At 63.9% G+C, this 20,355-nt stretch carries 21 protein-coding genes; 6 read left to right on the top strand and 15 right to left on the bottom strand.

Features of this window, described 5'->3' with window-relative positions; all coding sequences use genetic code 11:
• Position 1: 1 nt before the first annotated feature.
• The 4 genes from DVB37_RS26775 to DVB37_RS26760 form a co-directional block, all read right to left on the bottom strand.
• Positions 2-466 carry an HIT family protein gene (locus DVB37_RS26775; RefSeq protein ID WP_046803033.1) on the bottom strand — a complete coding sequence of 155 codons (465 nt, stop codon included), beginning with the start codon at positions 464-466 and terminating at the stop codon, positions 2-4.
• Complete coding sequence (locus DVB37_RS26770; RefSeq protein WP_046803034.1) at positions 463-912, bottom strand: GNAT family N-acetyltransferase; 450 nt, start codon at positions 910-912, stop codon at positions 463-465. The genes DVB37_RS26775 and DVB37_RS26770 overlap by 4 nt, the downstream gene beginning before the upstream one ends.
• A gap of 28 nt (positions 913-940) precedes the next feature.
• On the bottom strand, positions 941-2,407 hold the full coding sequence (pap, locus tag DVB37_RS26765; RefSeq protein WP_046803035.1) for a polyphosphate:AMP phosphotransferase: 1,467 nt from the start codon (positions 2,405-2,407) through the stop codon (positions 941-943).
• Positions 2,408-2,500: 93 nt separating this feature from the next.
• Entirely contained in the window at positions 2,501-3,355 is an 855-nt protein-coding gene (locus DVB37_RS26760) for an MBL fold metallo-hydrolase (RefSeq protein WP_046803142.1), read from the bottom strand.
• A 121-nt stretch (positions 3,356-3,476) separates the two neighbouring features.
• On the opposite strand from DVB37_RS26760, the gene DVB37_RS26755 reads away from it, so the two are divergent.
• Genes DVB37_RS26755 through DVB37_RS26745 form a run of 3 tightly spaced genes read left to right on the top strand, consistent with a single transcriptional unit; the run spans position 3,477 to position 4,661 of the window.
• The gene (locus DVB37_RS26755; protein WP_046803036.1) at positions 3,477-3,812 is read left to right on the top strand and encodes a helix-turn-helix transcriptional regulator; all 336 of its coding nucleotides are present in this window, start codon (positions 3,477-3,479) and stop codon (positions 3,810-3,812) included.
• Positions 3,809-4,240 (top strand): YeeE/YedE family protein, encoded by a 432-nt coding sequence (locus tag DVB37_RS26750; RefSeq protein ID WP_120157224.1) that lies wholly within the window; start codon positions 3,809-3,811, stop codon positions 4,238-4,240. The genes DVB37_RS26755 and DVB37_RS26750 overlap by 4 nt, the downstream gene beginning before the upstream one ends.
• Before the next feature lies 1 nt (position 4,241).
• Entirely contained in the window at positions 4,242-4,661 is a 420-nt protein-coding gene (locus DVB37_RS26745; protein ID WP_120157223.1) for a YeeE/YedE family protein, read from the top strand.
• Between the two features lie 17 nt (positions 4,662-4,678).
• Here DVB37_RS26745 and DVB37_RS26740 read toward each other — a convergent pair whose 3' ends face one another.
• From DVB37_RS26740 to DVB37_RS26710, 7 genes are all read right to left on the bottom strand, one after another.
• Positions 4,679-5,947 (bottom strand): phenylacetate--CoA ligase family protein, encoded by a 1,269-nt coding sequence (locus DVB37_RS26740; protein WP_046803039.1) that lies wholly within the window; start codon positions 5,945-5,947, stop codon positions 4,679-4,681.
• Between the two features lie 17 nt (positions 5,948-5,964).
• A complete protein-coding gene (locus DVB37_RS26735; RefSeq protein ID WP_046803040.1) occupies positions 5,965-6,843 on the bottom strand; it encodes an ABC transporter ATP-binding protein in 879 nt (292 codons plus the stop codon).
• Positions 6,844-6,903: 60 nt separating this feature from the next.
• Positions 6,904-8,244, bottom strand: coding sequence for an ABC transporter substrate-binding protein (locus DVB37_RS26730; RefSeq protein WP_082134340.1), 1,341 nt, complete (start codon positions 8,242-8,244; stop codon positions 6,904-6,906).
• A 138-nt stretch (positions 8,245-8,382) separates the two neighbouring features.
• Positions 8,383-9,447 carry a branched-chain amino acid ABC transporter permease gene (locus DVB37_RS26725; RefSeq protein WP_046803041.1) on the bottom strand — a complete coding sequence of 355 codons (1,065 nt, stop codon included), beginning with the start codon at positions 9,445-9,447 and terminating at the stop codon, positions 8,383-8,385.
• 24 nt (positions 9,448-9,471) lie between these two features.
• Entirely contained in the window at positions 9,472-10,401 is a 930-nt protein-coding gene (locus DVB37_RS26720) for a branched-chain amino acid ABC transporter permease (protein WP_120157222.1), read from the bottom strand.
• 11 nt (positions 10,402-10,412) lie between these two features.
• Positions 10,413-11,210 (bottom strand): ABC transporter ATP-binding protein, encoded by a 798-nt coding sequence (locus DVB37_RS26715; RefSeq protein ID WP_046803043.1) that lies wholly within the window; start codon positions 11,208-11,210, stop codon positions 10,413-10,415.
• A 5-nt stretch (positions 11,211-11,215) separates the two neighbouring features.
• The gene (locus DVB37_RS26710) at positions 11,216-13,192 is read right to left on the bottom strand and encodes a long-chain fatty acid--CoA ligase (protein ID WP_120157221.1); all 1,977 of its coding nucleotides are present in this window, start codon (positions 13,190-13,192) and stop codon (positions 11,216-11,218) included.
• 169 nt (positions 13,193-13,361) lie between these two features.
• Between DVB37_RS26710 and DVB37_RS26705 the strand changes: the two genes are divergently transcribed.
• The 3 genes from DVB37_RS26705 (at position 13,362) to DVB37_RS26695 (ending at position 15,282) form a co-directional block, all read left to right on the top strand.
• The gene (locus DVB37_RS26705) at positions 13,362-14,069 is read left to right on the top strand and encodes a Crp/Fnr family transcriptional regulator (protein WP_046803045.1); all 708 of its coding nucleotides are present in this window, start codon (positions 13,362-13,364) and stop codon (positions 14,067-14,069) included.
• 115 nt (positions 14,070-14,184) lie between these two features.
• Positions 14,185-14,658, top strand: coding sequence for a MarR family winged helix-turn-helix transcriptional regulator (locus DVB37_RS26700; RefSeq protein WP_046803046.1), 474 nt, complete (start codon positions 14,185-14,187; stop codon positions 14,656-14,658).
• Between the two features lie 198 nt (positions 14,659-14,856).
• The gene (locus tag DVB37_RS26695; protein ID WP_120157220.1) at positions 14,857-15,282 is read left to right on the top strand and encodes an organic hydroperoxide resistance protein; all 426 of its coding nucleotides are present in this window, start codon (positions 14,857-14,859) and stop codon (positions 15,280-15,282) included.
• A gap of 118 nt (positions 15,283-15,400) precedes the next feature.
• Here DVB37_RS26695 and DVB37_RS26690 read toward each other — a convergent pair whose 3' ends face one another.
• The 4 genes from DVB37_RS26690 to DVB37_RS26675 all read right to left on the bottom strand — a co-directional run bounded on the left by DVB37_RS26690 (position 15,401) and on the right by DVB37_RS26675 (position 20,249).
• Positions 15,401-16,123 (bottom strand): ABC transporter ATP-binding protein, encoded by a 723-nt coding sequence (locus DVB37_RS26690; RefSeq protein WP_046803048.1) that lies wholly within the window; start codon positions 16,121-16,123, stop codon positions 15,401-15,403.
• An 18-nt stretch (positions 16,124-16,141) separates the two neighbouring features.
• A complete protein-coding gene (locus tag DVB37_RS26685; RefSeq protein ID WP_120157219.1) occupies positions 16,142-18,067 on the bottom strand; it encodes an ATP-binding cassette domain-containing protein in 1,926 nt (641 codons plus the stop codon).
• A 3-nt stretch (positions 18,068-18,070) separates the two neighbouring features.
• Positions 18,071-18,943, bottom strand: a complete 873-nt coding sequence (locus DVB37_RS26680; RefSeq protein WP_006216335.1) for a branched-chain amino acid ABC transporter permease — start codon at positions 18,941-18,943, stop codon at positions 18,071-18,073.
• 142 nt (positions 18,944-19,085) lie between these two features.
• The gene (locus DVB37_RS26675; protein ID WP_046803050.1) at positions 19,086-20,249 is read right to left on the bottom strand and encodes an ABC transporter substrate-binding protein; all 1,164 of its coding nucleotides are present in this window, start codon (positions 20,247-20,249) and stop codon (positions 19,086-19,088) included.
• Positions 20,250-20,355: the final 106 nt, after the last annotated feature.

The raw sequence follows: 20,355 nt of genomic DNA, 5'->3' as shown, positions 1-20,355 counted from the left end.
ATCAATGCATCAACAGCGCATTCATGGCTTCGACGACCCGGTTGCGATAGCGCGGCAGCAGCGCCTGCGTGCGCGCCTGGCGGTCCGCCCATTGCGCCGGTTCCGCGCCGGCGGCAATGCGCGGCGCGGCCCAGATCGGGTCCGGAAAATGGCGGTCGCCGCGCCACCGGGGGATCACGTGCCAATGCAGGTGGGGCACCATGTTGCCCAGCGACGCCAGGTTGATCTTGTCAGGCGCCAGCACGGCCTGCTGTGCTTCTTCCACGGCGTACACGGCGCGCATCAACAGGTCGCGCCCGTGCGTGGACAGGCTGGTCATCTCGGCCAGATGGCCGTTCCAGACCACCCGGGTGAAGCCGGGGTAGTCGGCATCGTCAACCTCGATCACGCGCAGATGCGGCCCGCGCCAAAGCACCGTGCCGCCATCTTCCTGGCACAAGGGGCAGTTCGGGTCGCGCGCGCTCATGTCAGCACCTTGCGGTACTGGATGAAGCCCGAGCGGTCCGCGATGCGGTCGTACAGCTGCATGGCGGGGGCGTTGGTTTCGTGCGTCAGCCAGTACACCCGGGCGGCGTTGGCGGCGGTGGCTTCGGCGTAGACATGTTCGATCAGCTTGCGGCCCGCGCCGGTGCCGCGCACGTCCGCGTCCACGTACAGGTCTTGCAGGTAGCAGTAGTCGCCCGCCGTCCAGGTGGAGCGATGGAAGATCCAGTGCACCATGCCGATGGCGCGGCCGCCGTCGAACGCCAGCGCGGCGTGCATCGGTTCGGCGGGGTCCAGCAGGCGCGCCCAGGTGTTGCGCGTCACGGCGTCGTCGATGCTGACGCGGTAAAACGCCTGATAGCCCTTCCACAGAGGCAGCCAGATGTCGAAGTCGGCGGCGCCGATGGGGCGGATTTCAGCGGTACTCATGGCGCGGGGCCTCCTACACAGATTGAATTCAGAGTTGCTCTTCCAGGGCCTGGACGATGTGTCGCAGCACCTGCACGCGAGCGTAACGCTTGTCGTTGGCCGACACCAGATGCCACGGCGCATGGGCCACGTCCGTGCGGGCCAGCATTTCGTTGGCGGCCGCCGCGTAGTCTTTCCATTTTTCCCGGTTGCGCCAGTCGTCCGGCGTAATCTTGAAATTCTTGAAGGGCGATTTCTCGCGTTCCTTGAAGCGTTCCAGCTGCACGTCTTCCGTCACCGCCAACCAGAACTTCAGCACCAGCGCGCCGCTGGCCACCAGCTGTTCTTCGAAGTCATTGATTTCGCCGTAGGCACGCCGCCATTGCGCGGGGGCGGTCAGTTTTTCCACGCGCTCGACCAGCACGCGGCCGTACCAGGAGCGGTCAAAGATGGCCACGCGGCCGTGCCGGGGCAGGTGCCGCCAGAAGCGCCACAGGTACGGGCGCGACATCTCGTAGCTGGACGGCGCGGCAACCGGTGTGATGTCGAACTGACGGGCGTCCAGTGCGTGCGTGACGCGTCGGATGGCGCCGCCCTTGCCGGCGGCATCCTGGCCTTCAAAGACCAGGATCAGGGAACGATCCAGGAATTTCCGCGAACGCGCCGCGCGTGCCAGCCGGCCCTGCAACAAGCCCAGTTCGGACTCGTAATCGTCTTTGTCGATCTTGGCGTCGTAGTCCAGTTCGCCCAGGCGGTCGACAACGCGGGTCGGGCGCGCATGCGCGTGAAACGATGCCGGTATGCGCGGCACGCCGCGTTGGCGCATCGCGGCCAGCACGGCCTCGGCTGTGCGCGCCGCGCGCATGTTTTCGTCGGCGCTGGGAATGACGATCCACGGCGCGTGCCCGCTGTCGGTATGGTTCAGCACGATCTGCGCGCCATGGCGAATGCGGTCGAACCGCTTGGCGACTTTCAAGTCCACCGGGCTGACCTGCCAGGAGGTCTCGGGGCTGGCCAGCAAGCGCTGGGCGCGGTCCGTCTGCGCCTTGGCCGACAGGTGGAACCACAGCTTGACGATTTGCACGCCCTCGGCGGCCAGCATGGCTTCAAAGCGCAGGATGGCGGCCGAGTGCGCCGCGATGTATTCCTGGTTGGGCTTCTTGCTGGCGGCCTCGATGATCAGGGGCGCGTACCAAGAGCCGAACACGATGCCCGTCTTGCCCTTGGGCGGCAGGTCTTTCCAATACCGCCAGAACGGCGGGCGATCCAGCTCTTCGCCTTCAGGGGGGCCATACGCCAGCGTCTTGATGTGGCGCGGGTCCATCCATTCGTTCAACTGGTTGATGGTGGCGCCCTTGCCCGCGCCGTCAATGCCGGCCACCACCACCAGCAAGGTTTTTTCGGCCTGTTCCAGGCGCCGGTACTGGGCGTTGAGCAGGGCGACGCGCAAGCGGGCTTCCAGCGGTTTGAACTCGTCCTTGGACAGGCTGGGGTCGGCTTCGGCTTCTGCGAACATGGGGTTCCGTCTGGTCGGCTATCGGTAAGTCCGCCGATCTTGCGGGATTCGCCCGTGCCGCGCAAGTACGGCAGGCGCGATTGACGGCGCCGCCTACAGCCCGTTGACCGGAATCTTCAGGTAGCGCACGCCGTTGTCTTCGGGCGGCGGGAAATGCCCCGCGCGGATGTTGACCTGGATGGCGGGCAGGATCAGCGTCGGCATGCCCAGCGTGGCGTCGCGCCGGGTGCGCATGGCGACGAATTCATCCTCGCTGATGCCGTCGCGCACGTGGATGTTGGACGCCCGCTGTTCGGCCACCGACGTTTGCCAGTGGGCGTCGCGGCCGGCGGGCGGGTAGTCATGGCACATGAACAGGCGCGTGCCCCCGGGCAATGCGAGCAGGCGCTGGATGGACCGGTACAGCTCGTGCGCGTCGCCACCCGGGAAATCGCAACGCGCCGTGCCCACGTCCGGCATGAACATCGTATCGCCCACGAACGCCGCGTCGCCGATCAAATAGGCCATGTCGGCCGGCGTGTGGCCCGGCACGTGGATGGCGGTGGCCGTCAGTTTGCCGATCGAAAAGGTCTCGCCATCGGCGAACAGGCGGCCGAATTGCGAGCCGTCCAGCTGGAATTCGGGTTCCAGGTTGAAGACCTGCTTGAAGACGCCTTGCACGGTACGGATGCTTTGCCCGATGGCGATCACGCCGCCCAGTTGCCGCTGCAAATAGGGGGCGGCGGACAGGTGGTCGGCGTGTGCGTGGGTTTCCAGCAGCCATTGCGTTTGCAAGCCTTGCTGGCGCACGTACTCCACGACGCGGTCCGCGCCGGCCGTGCTGGTGCGTCCCGATTTCGGGTCGTAGTCCAGCACCGAATCGATGATGGCGCAGGCGCTGCCATCGTGCACGACGTACGTGACGGTGGCGGTGACGGAGTCGAAGAACGCTTGGATGTGTGGATTCATGGCCGGCCGTGGAGACAACGCATAGACAACGTAGAACAATCTATACTTTCAAATAATATTGTTCAATAGTTTATACATAAATATAATGACTGCCTGCCTCCTTTGTCACTCCCCCTAGCTCATGAACTCCCCCCTGACCGACTGCGAACTCGCCGCCTTGCGCGCCTCTGCCGCCAAGGCCTGCACGCTGCTCAAGGCATTGGCCAACGAAGACCGGCTACTGTTGCTGTGCCAGCTGGTGCAAGGTGAACGCAACGTGGGCGAACTGGAATCGCTGACGGGCATCCGCCAGCCGACGCTGTCGCAGCAGCTGGGCGTGCTGCGCGACGAAGGCCTGGTGGCGACGCGCCGCGATGGCAAGTACGTCTACTACCAGATGGCCAGCCCCGAGGTCAGCCAAGTCATGAAAACGCTATCCAGTTTGTACTGCGGCCGCGCGATGGAGTCACTCACATGAACCCGGACTGGTCTGCCTTTACCCCCGTGCCGGCCACGCTGGGCGGCCTGCTGATCGGCGCCGCTGCCGTCCTGTTGATGGCGGGTGCCGGCCGAATCGCCGGCATCAGCGGCATCGTGGGCGGCTTGCTGGGGCGGCAGCGCGACGGGAACTGGCGGCTAGCGTTCCTGCTGGGCCTGTGCGCGGCGCCGTGGTTGTACCGGCTGGGCGGCGCCTTGCCGGAAATCGTGGTCCAAGCCGGGACAACGCGCTTGATCGTGGCGGGCCTGCTGGTGGGCATCGGCACGCGCTACGCGTCGGGATGCACCAGCGGCCACGGCGTGTGCGGCCTGTCGCGAGGGTCTGTGCGGTCGCTGGTGGCCACTGCGTTGTTCATGGCGGCCGGGTTTGCGGTCGTCTATGTCGTGCGGCATGGGGCGGGGGGCTGACATGGTCGCGCTGATCGCTTTCGCGTCGGGGCTGGTCTTTGGATTGGGCTTGATCGTGTCCGGCATGGCCAACCCGGCCAAGGTGCTGGGCTTTCTGGATATTGCCGGTGACTGGGATCCGTCGCTGGCGTTCGTGATGGGCGGCGCGGTGTTGGTGACGGCGGCGGGGTTCGCGCTGTTGCGCCGGAAAAGCGCCAGCTTGTCAGGCGACCCGCTGCGCTGGCCGACGGCCACGCGGGTGGACACGCGGCTGGCGCTAGGCAGCCTGGCTTTTGGCGCGGGCTGGGGCCTGGCGGGTTTTTGCCCCGGCCCCGCGTTGGTGGCAGCCGCCGCGGGCGTGCCGGACGCGCTGATCTTCGTGGCCGCGATGATCGCGGGCATGGCGATCTTCTCGGTGATCGAAAAGATCCGACAGCGCTAGGCCGGCACGGCCCCGTGTCACTCGTACGTACGCACGTCGTCGATGACCTTGCCGTCGTTGGGCAGGCTGTCGGCATCCGCCCATTCCACGTCGGCACGTAGCTTGGTCACATCGCGCACGGATTCCGCGATGCGCTTGGACAGGTCTTCGCCGCGCACGCGCGATTCCACTTTCAACACCATCCGGTCCGACCCCGTGCTGCCGCTGATGACCAGCCGCGCGCGCAGGATCTCGGGATGGCGACGCGCCACGTCCGCCACTTGTGAAGGGTGTACGAACATGCCGCGCACCTTGGTCGTCTGATCGGCCCGGCCCATCCAGCCCTTGATGCGCGTGTTGGTGCGCCCGCAAGGCGAAATGCCCGGCATGACTGCCGACAGGTCGCCGGTGCCGAAGCGCACCAGCGGATAGTCCGGGTTCAAGGTGGTGACGACGACTTCGCCCACTTCGCCGTCCGGCACCGGTTCGCCGGTGCCCGGGCGCACGATTTCCACGATGATGTCTTCGCCCAGCACCAGCCCCTGGCGCGCGGGCGTTTCAAACGCAATCATGCCCAGGTCGGCGCTGCCGTACGCCTGATAACCGTCAATGCCGCGCGCCGCCAGCCAATCCCGCAGCGACGGCGGAAACGCTTCGCCTGACACCAGCGCACGCCGCAGCGAGCCCAGCTTCACCCCCAGCTCGTCCGACTTTTCCAAGATGATTTTCAGAAAGCTGGGCGTGCCCGTGTAGCCACTGGGCGCCAGGTCCTGAATGGCGCGCACCTGTTGTTCGGTCTGGCCGGTGCCGCCCGGAAACACGGTGCAGCCCACGGCGTGCGCCGCCGTTTCCATCATGGAGCCGGCCGGCGTGAAGTGATAGGAAAAGCAGTTGTAGGCCAGTTCGCCCGCGCGAAAGCCCGCTGCGTACAGCGCCCGGGCAAAACGCCAGTAGTCGGCGCGCGCGCTTTCCGGTTCGTAGATAGGGCCGGGCGACGCAAACACGCGCATCGCCTCGCCCCAGCCAATGGCCGAGAAGCCGCCGAACGCCTTGCCGGGGCTGGCGGGCGTGGCGTCGTCGTCGCGGCTGTGCTGCTGGCGTTCCAGCAGTTCGTGCTTGCGCAGCACCGGCAGCCGGGCAAGCGCCGCGCGCGACGTGATGGTGGCCGGGTCAACGCCGCGCAGCTGCTCGGCGATTGCCGGCGCGCGCGCAATGGCTCGCGAAATCGCGTCGGGCAAGGCGGCCATCAGCTCGCGCTCGCGTTGCTCGGGCGCACGGGTTTCCAGTACATCGAAAAACTCGGACATGGGATCGCACCCTCTCTTCAGGCCAGCCAGCGTTTGCGGCGGCGATAGAACTTGTTGTCGCGAAAGCTCTTGCGTTCTCCGCTGGAGATGCCCAGGTAGAACTCCTTCACGTCCTCGTTCTGGGCCAGATCCAGCGCGGCCCCGTCCATCATTACGCGCCCGTTCTCCAGGATGTAGCCGTAGTCGGCGTAACGCAGCGCGATGTTGGTGTTCTGTTCCGCCAGCAGGAAGCTCACGCGTTCACGCTGGTTCAGATCGCGCACGATTTCAAAAATCTCTTCCACGATCTGCGGCGCCAGCCCCATCGAGGGCTCGTCCAGCAGGATCATGTTGGGGTTGGCCATCAGCGCGCGGCCAATGGCGGTCATCTGCTGTTCGCCGCCCGACGTGTAGCCCGACTGGCTGGCACGGCGTTGCTTCAAGCGCGGGAAATACTGGTAGACCCGTTCCAGCGCGGCGGCGGTATCGGCACGGCTCATGCTGCGGGTGTAGGCGCCCGTCAGCAGGTTTTCCTCGATGGTCAGGTGCGCGAAACAGTGGCGGCCTTCCATCACCTGCACGACGCCGCGCTTGACCAGCTCGGCCGGCGACAGGCGTTCGATACGCTGGCCCCGGTATTGGATATGGCCCTTGGTGACGTCGCCGCGTTCGCCCTTGAGCAGGTTCGAAATCGCGCGCAGCGTCGTGGTCTTGCCCGCGCCGTTGGCGCCCAGCAAGGCCACGATCTTGCCTTCCGGCACTTGCAGGGACACGCCCTTGAGCACCAGGATCACGTGGTTGTAGATCACCTCGATGCCGTTGACGTCCAGCAGCACGGAGGGCGCGGCAGCGGGGGCGGCAACCGGGGTTGCAGCGGAAGGTGCAGCAGTAGATGCAATGGAAGATGCAGCGGTCATGACGATTCCTGCGGCGTGGTGGCGGCCGGCATCCACAAGGACGCCGGCCGCCGGTTCACATCAGTTCTCGCAAGTGCGGGGCGTGATGTTCTTTTCCTTGGCGTACTTGGCCGCGGCGTCCTTGACCATCGGGTCCAGAATGGTCTTGTCGGCCTGGTACCAGTCGGACACCACCTTGAACTTGGCGCCGTCCCACTGCACGATGCGGGCCCAGTCGTCACCCTTGTGGTTGCTGCACGAGGTCTTGACGGGGCGCATGATCTGGCCGAAGCCCAGCTTGTCCAGCTTGTCCTGCGTCAGGTTCAGGTTTTCAAAACCCCAGCGCACCTGCTCGGGCGTCAACGCCTTGCCCTTGCCGTACTTTTCCTGCGCCGTGCGGATCGCTTCCACTTGCAGCATCGAAATCATCATGCCGCGCGTGTGGGCGATGGTGCCCAGCGTGGTCTTGCCGGTCTTGTCCGCGCCCTGGCCCTTGTCGTAGACGAACTTCTTCAGGTCGTCGTAGACCTTGTCGTGCTCGGCGCCGCTGTTGTGCACGGTGATGGCGTTGTAGCCCTTGGCCACATCGCCCAGGTCTTTGACGTCGCCTTCAGAGCCGGCCCACCAGATGGCGTACATCTTGTCGCGCGGATAGCCGCTGGCCTGCGCTTCGCGGATGGCGGTGGGCGTCATGATGCCCGCGCTCCACAGCAGCACGTAGTTCGGGCGGGCCTGGCGGATCTGCAACCAGGTGGATTTCTGCTCCACGCCGGGGGCAGTCACGGGGTACAGCACCAACTCGAAGCCTTCCTTGGCCGCGCGCTTTTGCAGCAGCGGGATCGGTTCCTTGCCGTAGGGCGAGTCGTGATAGACCAGGGCAATCTTCTTGCCCTTGAGCTTGTCCATGCCGCCTTCTTTCTTGGCGATGTCCTGGATCATCACGTCGGCGGCGGTCCAGTAGGTGCCCAGCAGCGGGAAGTTCCACTCGAACACGCTGCCATCCACCGACTGCGACAGGCCGTAGCCCATCGTTTCGACCGGCACCTTGTCGACCATGGCCTTGTCGCTGACGGCAAACGTGATGCCGGTGGACTGGGTGTCAAAGCCCGACGCGCCGGTGCCCTTGCCCTTCAGGCGTTCATAGCATTCCACGCCGCGATCGGTGGCATAGGCGGTTTCACATTCTTCGTACGTAATCTTGACGCCGTTGACGCCGCCATCACGTTCGTTGACCAGCTTCAGGTAGTCCAGCTTGCCATCGGCCCAGGGAATGCCAAGCGGCGCGAACGACCCGGTGCGATACACTAGCAACGGAACGAACTGCTCTTCGGCCGCCATTGCCGGCGTGGCCACGGCGCCGATGGCGCCGGCTGCGGCCACCAGGGCTGCCGCCAACTTCAGGTTAAGACGCTTCATCTCCATTTACCTCCTGCGTGGTGCTTGGGTCAGTAAACCCTGGGACACCGGGATTGGCCCGGTCTTGAGCCGGGTATTCAGGATGTGGATCACGGCACTTTTGCCGCCGCGGTCCGCAGAAATCAATGCGAAATCAAATTGTCGTCAATGCGGGAACGGCCAGATGCGCAGCTTTTCCTTGCCGATGCTCCACAAGCGCGCCAGCCCGTGCGGTTCGGCAATCAGGAAGAACACGATCAGCGCGCCGAACACCATGTGTTCGATGTGCGCGGCGGTGTCCACCGACAGCGGGATGCCCAGCGCATGCGGGATGTTCGACAGCGCCACCGGCACCAGCACGATGAACGCCGCGCCGAAGAAGCTGCCGATGATCGAGCCCAGCCCGCCGATGATGACCATGAACAGCAGCTGGAACGAACGCGTCAGATCAAAGGCCAGCGGTTCCCAGGAACCCAGGTGGATGTAGCCCCACAGCGCGCCCGCCACGCCCACGATGAACGAGCTGACCGCGAACGCCGTCAGCTTGGCGTACATGGGGCGGATGCCGATGACCGACGCCGCCACGTCCATGTCGCGTATCGCCATCCATTGGCGGCCGATCGCGCCGCGCACCAGGTTCTTGGCCAGCAGGCTGAAGACCACTACCAGGATCAGCACGAACAGGTACTTTTCCATGGCCGATTGCACCGGCAGGCCGAACGCGGTCAGCGGCGGCACCGACACGTTGCCCGACGATGAATAGTTGGTGAAGAACGGGATGCGCAGGAACGCCCAGTCCACGAAGAACTGCGCGGCCAGCGTCGCCACCGCCAGGTACAGCCCGCGAATCCGCAAGCTGGGGATGCCGAAGATCACGCCCACCAGCGTGGCGAAGCAGCCGCCCAGCAGAATCTGGATGATCAGCGGCATGCCCGGAAAGCGCACGCCGAAGTTCCAGGCGGCATAGGCGCCCACCGCCATGAACGCGCCCGTGCCCAGCGATATCTGCCCGCAATAGCCGACCAGAATATTCAGCCCGACCGCCGCCAGGGACAGGATCAGAAACGGAATCAGGATGGCGCGCAGCAGGTAGTCGGACGACAGCGCCGGCACGGCGATGAACGCCACCGCCAGCAGCAGCCAGATGAAGATGCGGTCCTGACGGATCGGGAAGATCTGCTGATCCGCCCGGTACGTGGTCTTGAACTGGCCGTTTTCGCGATAGAACATGTTTTTATCCCAGTGGCCTGTGGTTTACACGCGGTCGATGATCTTCTCGCCGAACAGCCCTTGCGGACGGAACAGCAGGAATACCAGCGCCAGCACATAGGCGAACCAGATTTCGATACCGCCGCCCACGAGCGACCCCAGGTAAACCTCGGACAGCTTTTCCCCCACGCCGATGATCAGGCCGCCCAGAATGGCGCCAGGCACCGACGTCAAGCCGCCCAGGATCACCACCGGCAATGCGCGCAGCGCCGCGGTGGACAGCGTGAACTGCACGCCGAACTTCGACCCCCAGATAATCCCCGCCACCAGCGCCACCAGGCCCGCCACGCACCACACGATCACCCAGATGCGATTCAACGGAATGCCGATGGACTGCGCGGCCTGGTGGTCGTCGGCCACCGCGCGCAGGGCACGGCCGGTGGACGTGTACTGGAAGAACAGCGCCAGCGCCGCCACCAGAAGCGCGGCGATGACAGCCGCTGTCAGATCTTCCAGGTTGATCAGCAAACCGCCTTCGAAGACCGTGTCCAGGATCAATAGCGGATCTTTCGGCATGCCCACATTGATGGAATACACCGAGCTGCCGAACGTGATCTGGCCCAGCCCATCCAGGAAGTAGCTGATGCCCAGCGTTGCCATCAACAGCGTGGTGGCTTCCTGGTTGACCAGGTGGCGCAGCACAAAACGTTCAATCGCAACGGCCAGCAGGAACATCACCATGGCGCTGACGATGAACGCCAGCACGTTGGCCAGGATCATGTTGTCAAAGCCCAGCCAGCGCGGTATCCATTCCGAGAAGCGCGCCATCGACAAGGCGGCCACCAGCACCATCGCGCCCTGCGCGAAGTTGAAGACGCCGGACGCCTTGAAGATCAGCACGAAGCCCAGGCCGATCAGCGCATACATCATGCCGCTCATCAAGCCGCCGAATAAGGTCTCTAGAAAAAATCCCATGTCTGTCCGCCTTAGTGCGACACGCCGAGATAGGCGCGGATGACGTCTTCGTTCGCACGGACTTCGTCCGGGCGGCCATCGCCGATCTTCTTGCCGTAGTCCAGCACCACTACGCGGTCGGAAATGTCCATGACCACGCCCATGTCGTGCTCGATCAGCACGATGGTGGTGCCGAATTCATCATTCACGTCCAGGATGAAGCGGCTCATGTCCTGCTTTTCCTCGATGTTCATGCCGGCCATGGGTTCGTCCAGCAACAACAGGCGCGGCTCCATCGCCAGCGCGCGACCCAGGTCCACGCGCTTTTGCAGGCCGTAGGGCAGGCGGCCCACCGGCGTCTTGCGATACGCCTGGATCTCCAGGAAGTCGACGATGTTCTCGACGAATTCACGGTGCTGGGTTTCTTCGCGTTCGGCCGGGCCCAGGCGGAAGGCTTGCGACAGCAGCCCGCATTTCATGCGCAGGTTGCGACCCGTCATGATGTTGTCCAGCACGCTCATGCCCTTGAACAGCGCCAGGTTCTGGAATGTGCGCGCGATGCCCATTTCAGCGGCGCGGCGCGGGTTCATCTTCGAGAAACTCTCGCCACGGAATGCAATGCCGCCTTTCTGCGGCGTGTAGACGCCGTTGATGACGTTCAGCATCGAACTCTTGCCCGCGCCGTTGGGGCCGATGATGGCGCGGATCTCGTGCTCGCGCACGTTGAAGGAAATGTCCGTCAGCGCTTTCACGCCGCCGAAGGACAAGGAGATGTTCTGCATGTCCAGCATGACGTCGCCGATACGCTGGTCGCGGTCGTTGTTGCTCATGATCTCTACGCGGCTCGGGCTGTGATGGCGGGAAACGTCTTGACGGGCCAGATCTTCAGGTCGGCTGAGATCTTGCCGGTGCGTCCGTCTTCGAACTTCACTTCGGTTTCAATGAACTGCGATGGCTTGCCGCCGAACAGCGCGTCGATCAGCACGCCGTATTTCTGCGCGATGAACGCGCGGCGCACCTTGCGCGTGCGGGTCAGCTCGTCGTCGTCCGGGTCCAGTTCCTTGTGCAGGATCAAGAAGCGGCTGACTTGCGATGCGCACAGCTTGGGGTCGGTGGCCAGGTCTGCATTGACCTGTTCGACGCATTCGGCGATCAGCTGGTAGACCTCTTCCTTGGCGGCCAGGTCGGTGTAGCCCGCATACGGCAGGCCCCGGCGCTCGGCCCAGTTGCCCACGGCTTCCAGATCGATGTTGATGAAGGCGCAAACGTCGTCGCGGTTGGCGCCAAAGGCCACGGCTTCCTTGATGTGCTGGAAGAACTTGAGCTTGTTCTCGATGTATTTGGGCGCGAACAGGCTGCCGTTGGCCAGCTTGCCCACGTCTTTGGCGCGGTCGATGATCTTCAACTGGCCGTCGGTGTCCAGGTAGCCCGCGTCGCCCGTGTGGAACCAGCCGTCGGCGCTGCGCGCTTCCGCCGTGGCGTCCGGGTTGCGGTAGTACTCCTTGAACAGGCCCGGGCTCTTGACCAGGATTTCGCCGTTGTCCGCCACGCGGATTTCAACGCCGGCCACCGGCGGGCCGACGGTGTCGTCGCGCACCTTGCCGTCGGGCTGCACGCAAACGAACACGGACGTTTCCGTCGAGCCGTACAGCTGCTTCAGGTTGATGCCGATGGACCGGTAGAAAACGAACAGGTCCGGGCCGATGGCCTCGCCCGCCGTGTAGGCCACGCGCACGCGGCTCATGCCCAGCGCGTTGCGCAAGGGGCCGTAGATCAGCGCATTGCCCAGCGCATAGCGCAGGCGATCCCAGGCGTTGACGGATTCGCCATCCAGGATCTTGGTGCCCACCCGGCGCGCCAGCTTCATGCAGGCGCCGAACAGCTTGCGCTTGATATAGCCCGCGTCTTCCATGCGGATCATGACGTGCGTCAGCAGACCCTCCAGCACGCGCGGCGGCGCGAAGTAATAGGTGGGGCCGATGTCGCGCATGTCGATCGACACGGTGTCCGGCGATTCGGGGTGGTTCACGGTAAAGCCCGTGACCAGCAACTGCGTATACGAAAACATGTTCTGCCCGATCCAGGCGGGCGGCAGATACGCCAGCACGTCTTCCTGATCGGTCAGGTTTTCCATGTCGGACACGGCGCGCGCGCGGTCGATCAGCGCATGGTGTGTCAGCACCACGCCCTTGGGCTTGCCGGTGGTGCCCGACGTATAGAACATGGCGGCCGGGTCGTGCGGTTGCACGGCGGCGATGGCGCGGTCAAGAAAGTCGGGATGCTGCGCCGCGTAGTCCTGGCCCAGCTTCTCCAGCTGTTCATACGACTGCAACATGGAATCGGAGTAATGGCGCAGGCCGCGCGGGTCATCAAACACCACGTGCTGCAAGGCCGGACATTGCTCGCGCACTTCCAGCATCTTGTCGACCTGTTCCTGGTCTTCCACCACGGCCACGCTGATCTCGGCGTCTTGCAGCACGTAGACCATTTCCTGCGCGACAGCGTCTTGATAAAGCGGCACCGGAATGGCGCCCAGCGATTGCGCGGCCATCATCGCCATGTACAGGCGCGGCCGGTTCTCGCCGATGACGGCCACGTGCATGCCGGGCCGGATGCCCAGCGCCGCCAGGCCGTTGGCCACATGGCGTACATGCTCGGCCACCTGGGACCACGTCAGGGTTTGCCAGATGCCCAGGTCTTTCTCTCGGATCGCGGGCCGCGACCCACGAACATTGGCATGCGCGAACAGCAGCGCTGGAAAGGTGTCCAGCGCCGCCGGCACCTGTGCGGATGCGGGCGATGAATGTGCCACGTTGTCTCCTCCGGTTTGGGCACACCGCGCCAGCGCGCCGCAGATGCGGCATTGGCGAGTAGGGGCTTGACCAGTTGGTTTTAGATTTACGGCAGGACTTAAGGTATAAGGTTGGGTTGCTACCAACTGTCACCATCGCGACATTCAAGGAACTTTTAGGGTATTCCCGATGCAGCTATCCGACTCCCTTCAACTTGCCGCGGCGTGGTTTCGCGTGCTCAACGCCGAGCAGCAATCGCGCGTCGAGCGGGACCTGTCCGTGCAGCAAGTCGTTGCCGGATCGATCATAGAGCGCAAAGGGGAACTCGCACAGGCTTGGATCGGTGTCTTGGCCGGCTTGGTGAAAGTGTCGGTGGGCAACGCGGAAGGCAAGGTCGCCTCGTTAACGGGCGTGCCCGCCGGCGGCTGGATCGGCGAAGGCTCGCTCTTGAAGCGCGAAGTCCGCAAATATGACATCGTCGCGCTGCGCGATTCCGTCGTGGCGCGGCTGCCGGCGGCAACGTTCGACTGGCTGCTGGACACCAGCATTCCGTTCAACCGTTATCTGCTGCATCAGCTGAACGAGCGCGTGGCGCAGTTCATCGGCAAGGCCGAATACGACCGGCTGCTGGACCCCGATGCGCGTGTGGCCCGCTGTCTGGCTGAACTGTTCAACCCTTTGCTGTATCCCGGCATGGGAATGCGGCTGACGATTACGCAAGAAGAAGTCGGCTATCTGGCCAGGGTGTCGCGCCAGCGTGCGAATCAGGCGCTGCGCAAGCTGGAAGAGGCGGGTCTGTTGAACGTGGAATACGGCGCGGTGCGTGTGCTGGATCTGGACGGCCTGAAACAATACGGGTCGGACCGCAGCACGGTGGAAGGCGAACACGCGACCTGAAGGCAAAGGGCGGTGCGATGCTCCGAAGCCCCGCAGCCCGGCAGCCCGGCAGCACTGCAAAAAAATATTCCAAAAAATCCTTGACGTTAAATAGTGCGCTATTTAATATTGCGCAATGAAATCCAAAGCGAAAGCGCCCACCAAACCCAAAAGCGCGTTCAACCCGCTGCTGCTGGACAGCCAACTGTGCTTCGCCTTGTACTCGACCTCGCTGGCGATGAACAAGGTGTACCGCAAGCTGCTGCGCGGGCTGGACCTGACGTATCCGCAGTACCTGGTGATGCTGGTGCTGTGGGAGGGTGAGGACATCACGGTGACCGATATCGGCGCCCGGCTGTTCCTGGATTCGGCCACGCTGACGCCGCTGCTCAAGCGTCTGGAAGCCGCCGGTCTGGTAACCCGCAAGCGCGCGGTGGACGACGAGCGCCAGGTGATCGTGGGGCTGACCAAGCAAGGCCGCGATCTGCGCGAGCAGGCCGAAGCCGTGCCGCATGCCGTGGCCGCCGCCGCCCAGTGCACGCTGGACGAAGCGCAAGGCATGATGAAGGCGCTGCACGCATTGCGGGAAAAGCTGGTCGACAGTATTTGAAGTGTGGGGTGATGCCTGTCATTACCCGGTCAAATAAGTAGTGCGCTATATAGTTGTGTACGATTTAAATGAATGTGAAGCATAGGTTTGCAGCACGTTTGCAGTGGGTTAGCAGTCCTTCAGTTTCAGTAAGTGCCGACGCGGGAAGGCCCGTCCGGCCCAGGCAGTTCAACTTTCATCCTACAAAGGAAACGCATCATGTCTATCGAAAAAGTCCTCTACCGCGCCAATGCAACCGCCACCGGTGGCCGTGAAGGCCGTGGCGTCAGCGATGACGGCAACCTGGACGTCAAGCTGACCACGCCGCGTGAACTGGGCGGCGCGGGCGCGACCGGCACCAATCCCGAGCAATTGTTTGCCGTGGGCTATTCCGCCTGCTTCCTGGGCGCGATGAAGTTCGTTGGCGGCCGCGACAAGATCGCCATTCCCGCCGACGTGTCGGTGAACGGCATTGTGGGTATCGGCGCCATCCCGACCGGCTTCGGCATCGAAGTCGAATTGAAGATTTCCCTGCCGGGCATGGACCGCGAACAGGCCGAAAAGCTGGTGGCGGCAGCGCACATCGTTTGCCCGTACTCGAACGCCACGCGCGGCAACATCGACGTGACGTTGACCATCGTCTAAGCGTCATTGCACGCACCCCGGCGCGTCTGGGCGCCAGCCGCCCGAACGCCGCCGGGTGGTAACAAGCGCGACGGTTCCGTGTTGAACACACGGCCCGTCGCGCTTTGCGTTGCCGGGACTAGTGCCCGCCGCCCAGGTATGCCGCCACCACCGCCGGGTCGTCCCGCAATTTGTCCGCGCTGCCGTGCACCGAGATCCTGCCGTTCTCCAGCACGTAGCCGTAGTCGGCCACCTGCAACGCGGCTGCGGCAAATTGCTCAACCAGCAGCATCGTCACGCCTTCATCCTTCAAGCGCGCGATGATGCGGAACACCTCTTCCACCAGGATCGGCGCCAGCCCCATCGAGGGTTCGTCCAGCAGCACGAGCTCCGGGTTCAGCATCACGGCGCGCGCCATGGCCAGCATTTGTTGTTCGCCGCCCGACAAGGTACCGGCCAGTTGATCGCGCCGTTCCTTCAGGCGCGGAAACAGATCCATGGCGCGGCCCAGGTCGGCTTGCACATCGCCCTTGGGGCGGCTGCCCGTCAGGCGCGGAAACGCGCCCAACAGCAGGTTGTCGGTAACCGACAGCGTGGGAAACACGCGCCGGCCTTCCGGCGAATGCGCCAGGCCCAGCCGAGCGATGCGGTGCGATTCCAGGCCATCAATGCGCTTGCCGCTCAGTGTGACCTCGCCCGCCGTGGGCCGGATCATGCCCGACAGCGCCCGCATCGTCGTCGTCTTGCCGGCGCCGTTTGAGCCGATCAGCGTCACCACCTTGGCCTTGGGCACCTCCATGCTGATGCCGTGCAGCACCTTGACCTTGCCGTAACCCGCTTCCAGATTCTTGATCGATAGCATCTTGTTGTCCTCTTGGCGTCAGGCGGGCGCACCGCCCAGATACGCCTCGATAACCTTGGCGTTGCTTTGCACTTCGTTCGGCAGGCCTTCGGCAATTTTCTGACCGAAGTCCAGCACCGATACGGTGTCGCACACCCCCATCACCACATCCATATGGTGTTCGATGAGGATCAACGTGATGCCGTGGTCGCGCACCTTGCGGATGATGGCCAGCAGTTCGACGATGTCGGGCGCGGTAAGACCCGCCGCGGGTTCGTCCAGCAGCAGCAGCTGCGGGTCCAGCGCCAGCGCGCGCGCGATTTCCAGCAGGCGCTGCTTGCCGTAGGGCAGGTTGCGCGCCTCTTCGCTTGCCAGGGATTCCAGCCCCACGAATTCCAGCAGCGCCATGGCGCGGGCGCGGGCGCCTTGCTCTTCGCCCTTCCATTTCGGCGTGCGCAGCGCAATGCCGGCCAGGCCGGTGGTGAAGGTGTGGTGCAAGCCGACCAGCACGTTTTCCAGGGCCGTCATTTCGCCGAACAGCTGCACGTTCTGGAATGTGCGCGCGATGCCGGTGGCGGCGATATCGGCCGGTGGCAGACCCACCAGCGACTTGCCCGAGAATTCCACCGCGCCGGCGGTTGGCACATAGATGCCGGTCAGCACGTTCATCATCGTGCTCTTGCCCGACCCGTTCGGGCCGATCAGGCCGTGGATGGTGCCGCGCTTGATCGTCAGGTCCACTTCGTTCAGCGCCTTCAGGCCGCCAAACTGCATCAGCACGCGCTTGGCGGACAGCAGTGTCTCGCCCTTGCCCGCCACCACGGCGTCCGGCACCGCGTCCTGTTCTTTGACCAGGTCTTTTTTCACTGACAGCGCGGCGCGGCGGTTCGAGAAGAACAGGTTGCGCACAAAGCCCACGATGCCGTCGGGCAGGTAATACACCACGAACAGGATCATGGCGCCGAAGATGGTCAGGCGCCAATCGGTCACGGCTTCCAGCCAGTACGAGAAAATGGCCAGCACGAGGGTGCCCACCACCGGCACGACCACGCGGCGCGGCTCGGCGCGGCCCTTGGACACGGCCACGATGCTGCCCACCGTCACCAACACGGCCACGGCCAGCGCGATCAGGCGGAAGGTGCTGATGTCGTCCAGCATCTTGGGCAGCAGCACGATGATGGATGCGCCGAGCAGCGCGCCCGTGCGGCTTTTGCGCCCGCCCATGATGATGGCCAGCAGGAACAGGATGGTGAGCTCGAAGTTGTACGTGTTGGGCGAGATGTACTGTTCGGAATACGAGTACAGCGCGCCCGCCAGCCCGGCAAAGCCGGCGCTGATCACAAACGCGAACACCTTGTGCCGGTAGACCGACACGCCCATGCAGTCGGATGCAATCGGGCTGTCGCGCAGCGCTTCGAACGAGCGGCCCAGGTGCGACTTCAGGATGCGGTGCACCACGATCAGCGACAGCACCAGCAGCGCGCCCACCAGCCAGAAGTATTCGCTTTTGGTCAGGATGTGCCCGCCGATGGATGGCTTGGGGATCTTGATGCCCAACGGGCCTTCGGTCATGAAGGTCATCTCGTTGATCAGGATCTGGATGATGGTGCCGAATGCCAGCGTGACCATCGCCAGGTAAGGCCCCGTCACGCGTAGCGCCGGCAGCGCCAGCACCGCGCCGAAGGCCGCCGCGATGAGGATGGCGGCGGGCAAAATCACCCAGATGGGCATTTGCAGATGAAAGAACAGTACGCCGGCGACATACGAGCCAATGCCGAACAGGCCGGCATGGCCCAGCGACACCTGGCCGGTGTAGCCCACCACGATATCGAGCCCGAACAGCAGGATCGAATAGATCATGATCGTTTCGATCAGGTGCAGGTAGTACGTATTGGTCACGCCCAGGGGCACGGCGGCCAGGCAGGCCACGGCCACGACGGACAGCAAGAGGTGCAGGGGTTTCATCGCTTACACCTTCTTGATCGCGGTCTTGCCGAACAGGCCGGCGGGCTTGAAGGTCAGCACAAGCAGCAGCAATACCAATCCCGGCACGTCCTTGTACCCCGTCGACAGATAAAAACCGGTGGTCGTCTCCGCAATGCCCAGGATCAACCCGCCCACGACCACGCCCATGCCGCTGGACAGTCCGCCGATGATCGCCACGGCAAACGCCTTCAAGCCCAGCACCGCGCCCATCGTGGCGCCGGTCAGCGTCAACGGGGCCACCAGCACGCCGGCAAACGCGGCGGTCAGCGACGACAGCGCATACGAAAACGTGATCACCATGCCGGTGTTGATGCCCATCAGGCCAGCGGCGTCGCGGTCATTCGAGGTGGCCACGAAGGCTTTGCCGTAGATGGATTTACGGTTGAAGATTTCCACCAGGATCATCATGCCCAGCGCGCCGAACACCACCAGCAGTTCCATCGGCAGCACGTTGGCGCCCAGCACCTGGATGGGCGCTTCGGGCAGCGGTGACGGAAAGCGCAGGTCGTCGCGGCCCCAGATGTTCTCGGCCACGTTCTTGAAGATGATGCCCAGCGCGATGGTGGCCATGATCCAGCCAAACTCCGATCGCGTCTTGATGGCCGGCCGCACGCCGACCCGCTCGACCAGCGCGCCCTGCGCGAAGCCGAAAATGCAGACGATGGGAATCATGACCCAGTAGTTCACGCCCAGGCCGACCAGCGTCAGCCCGACCAGCGCGCCCAGCATCAGGGCTTCACCCTGGCCGAAGTTCAGCGTGCCGGACGTGGCGAAGGTGAGCTGGTATCCGAACGCAATCACGGCATAGATCATGCCTAGCGCGATACCGCTGTAGATAAGCTGTAGAAGAATCATGGTGTGTGTCTTGATGCGCTGTGTTCCGTCCCAACCCCCTTGGGCAGAACGCTGTTTTCAGGCGGCTGCATGCCCCGCGCCCGATGCGCCGGGCGCGGGCGGCGGCGGCCGGTCAGCCGCCGCCTTCCTGCTTGTTTCACACTTAGTTGGCCTTGACGACGCGGCCGCCCTTGACCTCGCCGATAACCACTTCCTTGGCCGTGATGGCGTCGTGGTTGTCGTGGGTGAACGGCTTGTTGTAGGTCATCACCACGCCTTCTACCGGCGTTTGCAGGTTTTCCAGCGCTTCGCGCACCTTGGCGCCGTCGGTGGAATTGGCCTGCTTGATGGCGGCCGCCAACAGGAAGACCGAGTCATAGCCCTGCGCCGCCGACACCGGGGAATCGATGCGGTTGTTCTTGGGCTTGAACTTGGCCAGGTAGGCGTCGATGAACGCCTTGCGCTTGGGCGAGTCGGGGTCCTGGATGAAGGTTTGCGGCATGCGCGCGCCTTCGCCGTTGGCGCCGGAGTTGTCGATGTAGTTGGCCATGGACAAGGTCCAGCTGCCGATGATCGGCACCTTCCAGCCCAGCTTGGTCATGCCATTGGCGATCTGGGCCAGTTCGGGCCCGATGCCATAGGTCAGCACGGCTTCGGCGCCGGCGGCCTTGGCTTTCAACAGCTGGGCCGTCATGTCGACGTCCTTGATGTTGAACTTCTCAACCGCCACGGCCTTGATGCCCTTGGCGTTCAAGGCCTTTTCCAGATCCTCGCGACCGAGCTGGCCGTAGTTGGTGGAATCCGCCAGGATGGCGACTTTCTTGAAGCCACGGCGGGTGATCGCTTCTTCAACGATCATCGGGGCCTGGATGCTGTCATGCGCCGCATTGCGGAACACGTAGTTATCGGGGTATTCCGGCGCCTTGAACTGGTGCGTGATCACGCTGCCCGTGGCCACGTTGTTGAAGACGGGGATCTTGGCGTCCTGGTAGAAGCGCTGCGAGGCCAGGGCCACGCCGGTGTTGATGTAGCCGACGGTGGCGGCCACTTGTTCCTTGTTGATCAATTCCTGGGCGATCTGCACGCCGCGCTCGTTCTTGGCTTCGTCGTCGCGTTCGACGGCAACCAGCTGGCGCCCCAGCACACCGCCGTTCTTGTTGATCTCTTCAATGGCCAGGCGCACGCCATCGCGCATGCTGACGCCCATGGAGGACGAACCCCCGGTGTACGGGCCGGCCACGCCGATCTTGATGGGGTCGGCGGCGTACGACGCGGCCGATGCAGCAAATGCAAGGGTTCCTGCTAGCAGCTTCAAACGAAAATCCATGGATGTCTCCGTTGTAGTAATTAGTGAACTGCGTGGAAAACCGTGTGCCGGCGCTGATCGGCGTGTTGCGTGATGCGGCGCTCTCCTGTGTTGCGTGTTGTGACTG

This window comes from Achromobacter sp. B7, assembly GCF_003600685.1.
Classification (GTDB): Bacteria; Pseudomonadota; Gammaproteobacteria; order Burkholderiales; family Burkholderiaceae_B; genus Achromobacter; species Achromobacter spanius_B.
This window is presented reverse-complemented; position numbering and strand designations above follow the sequence as displayed.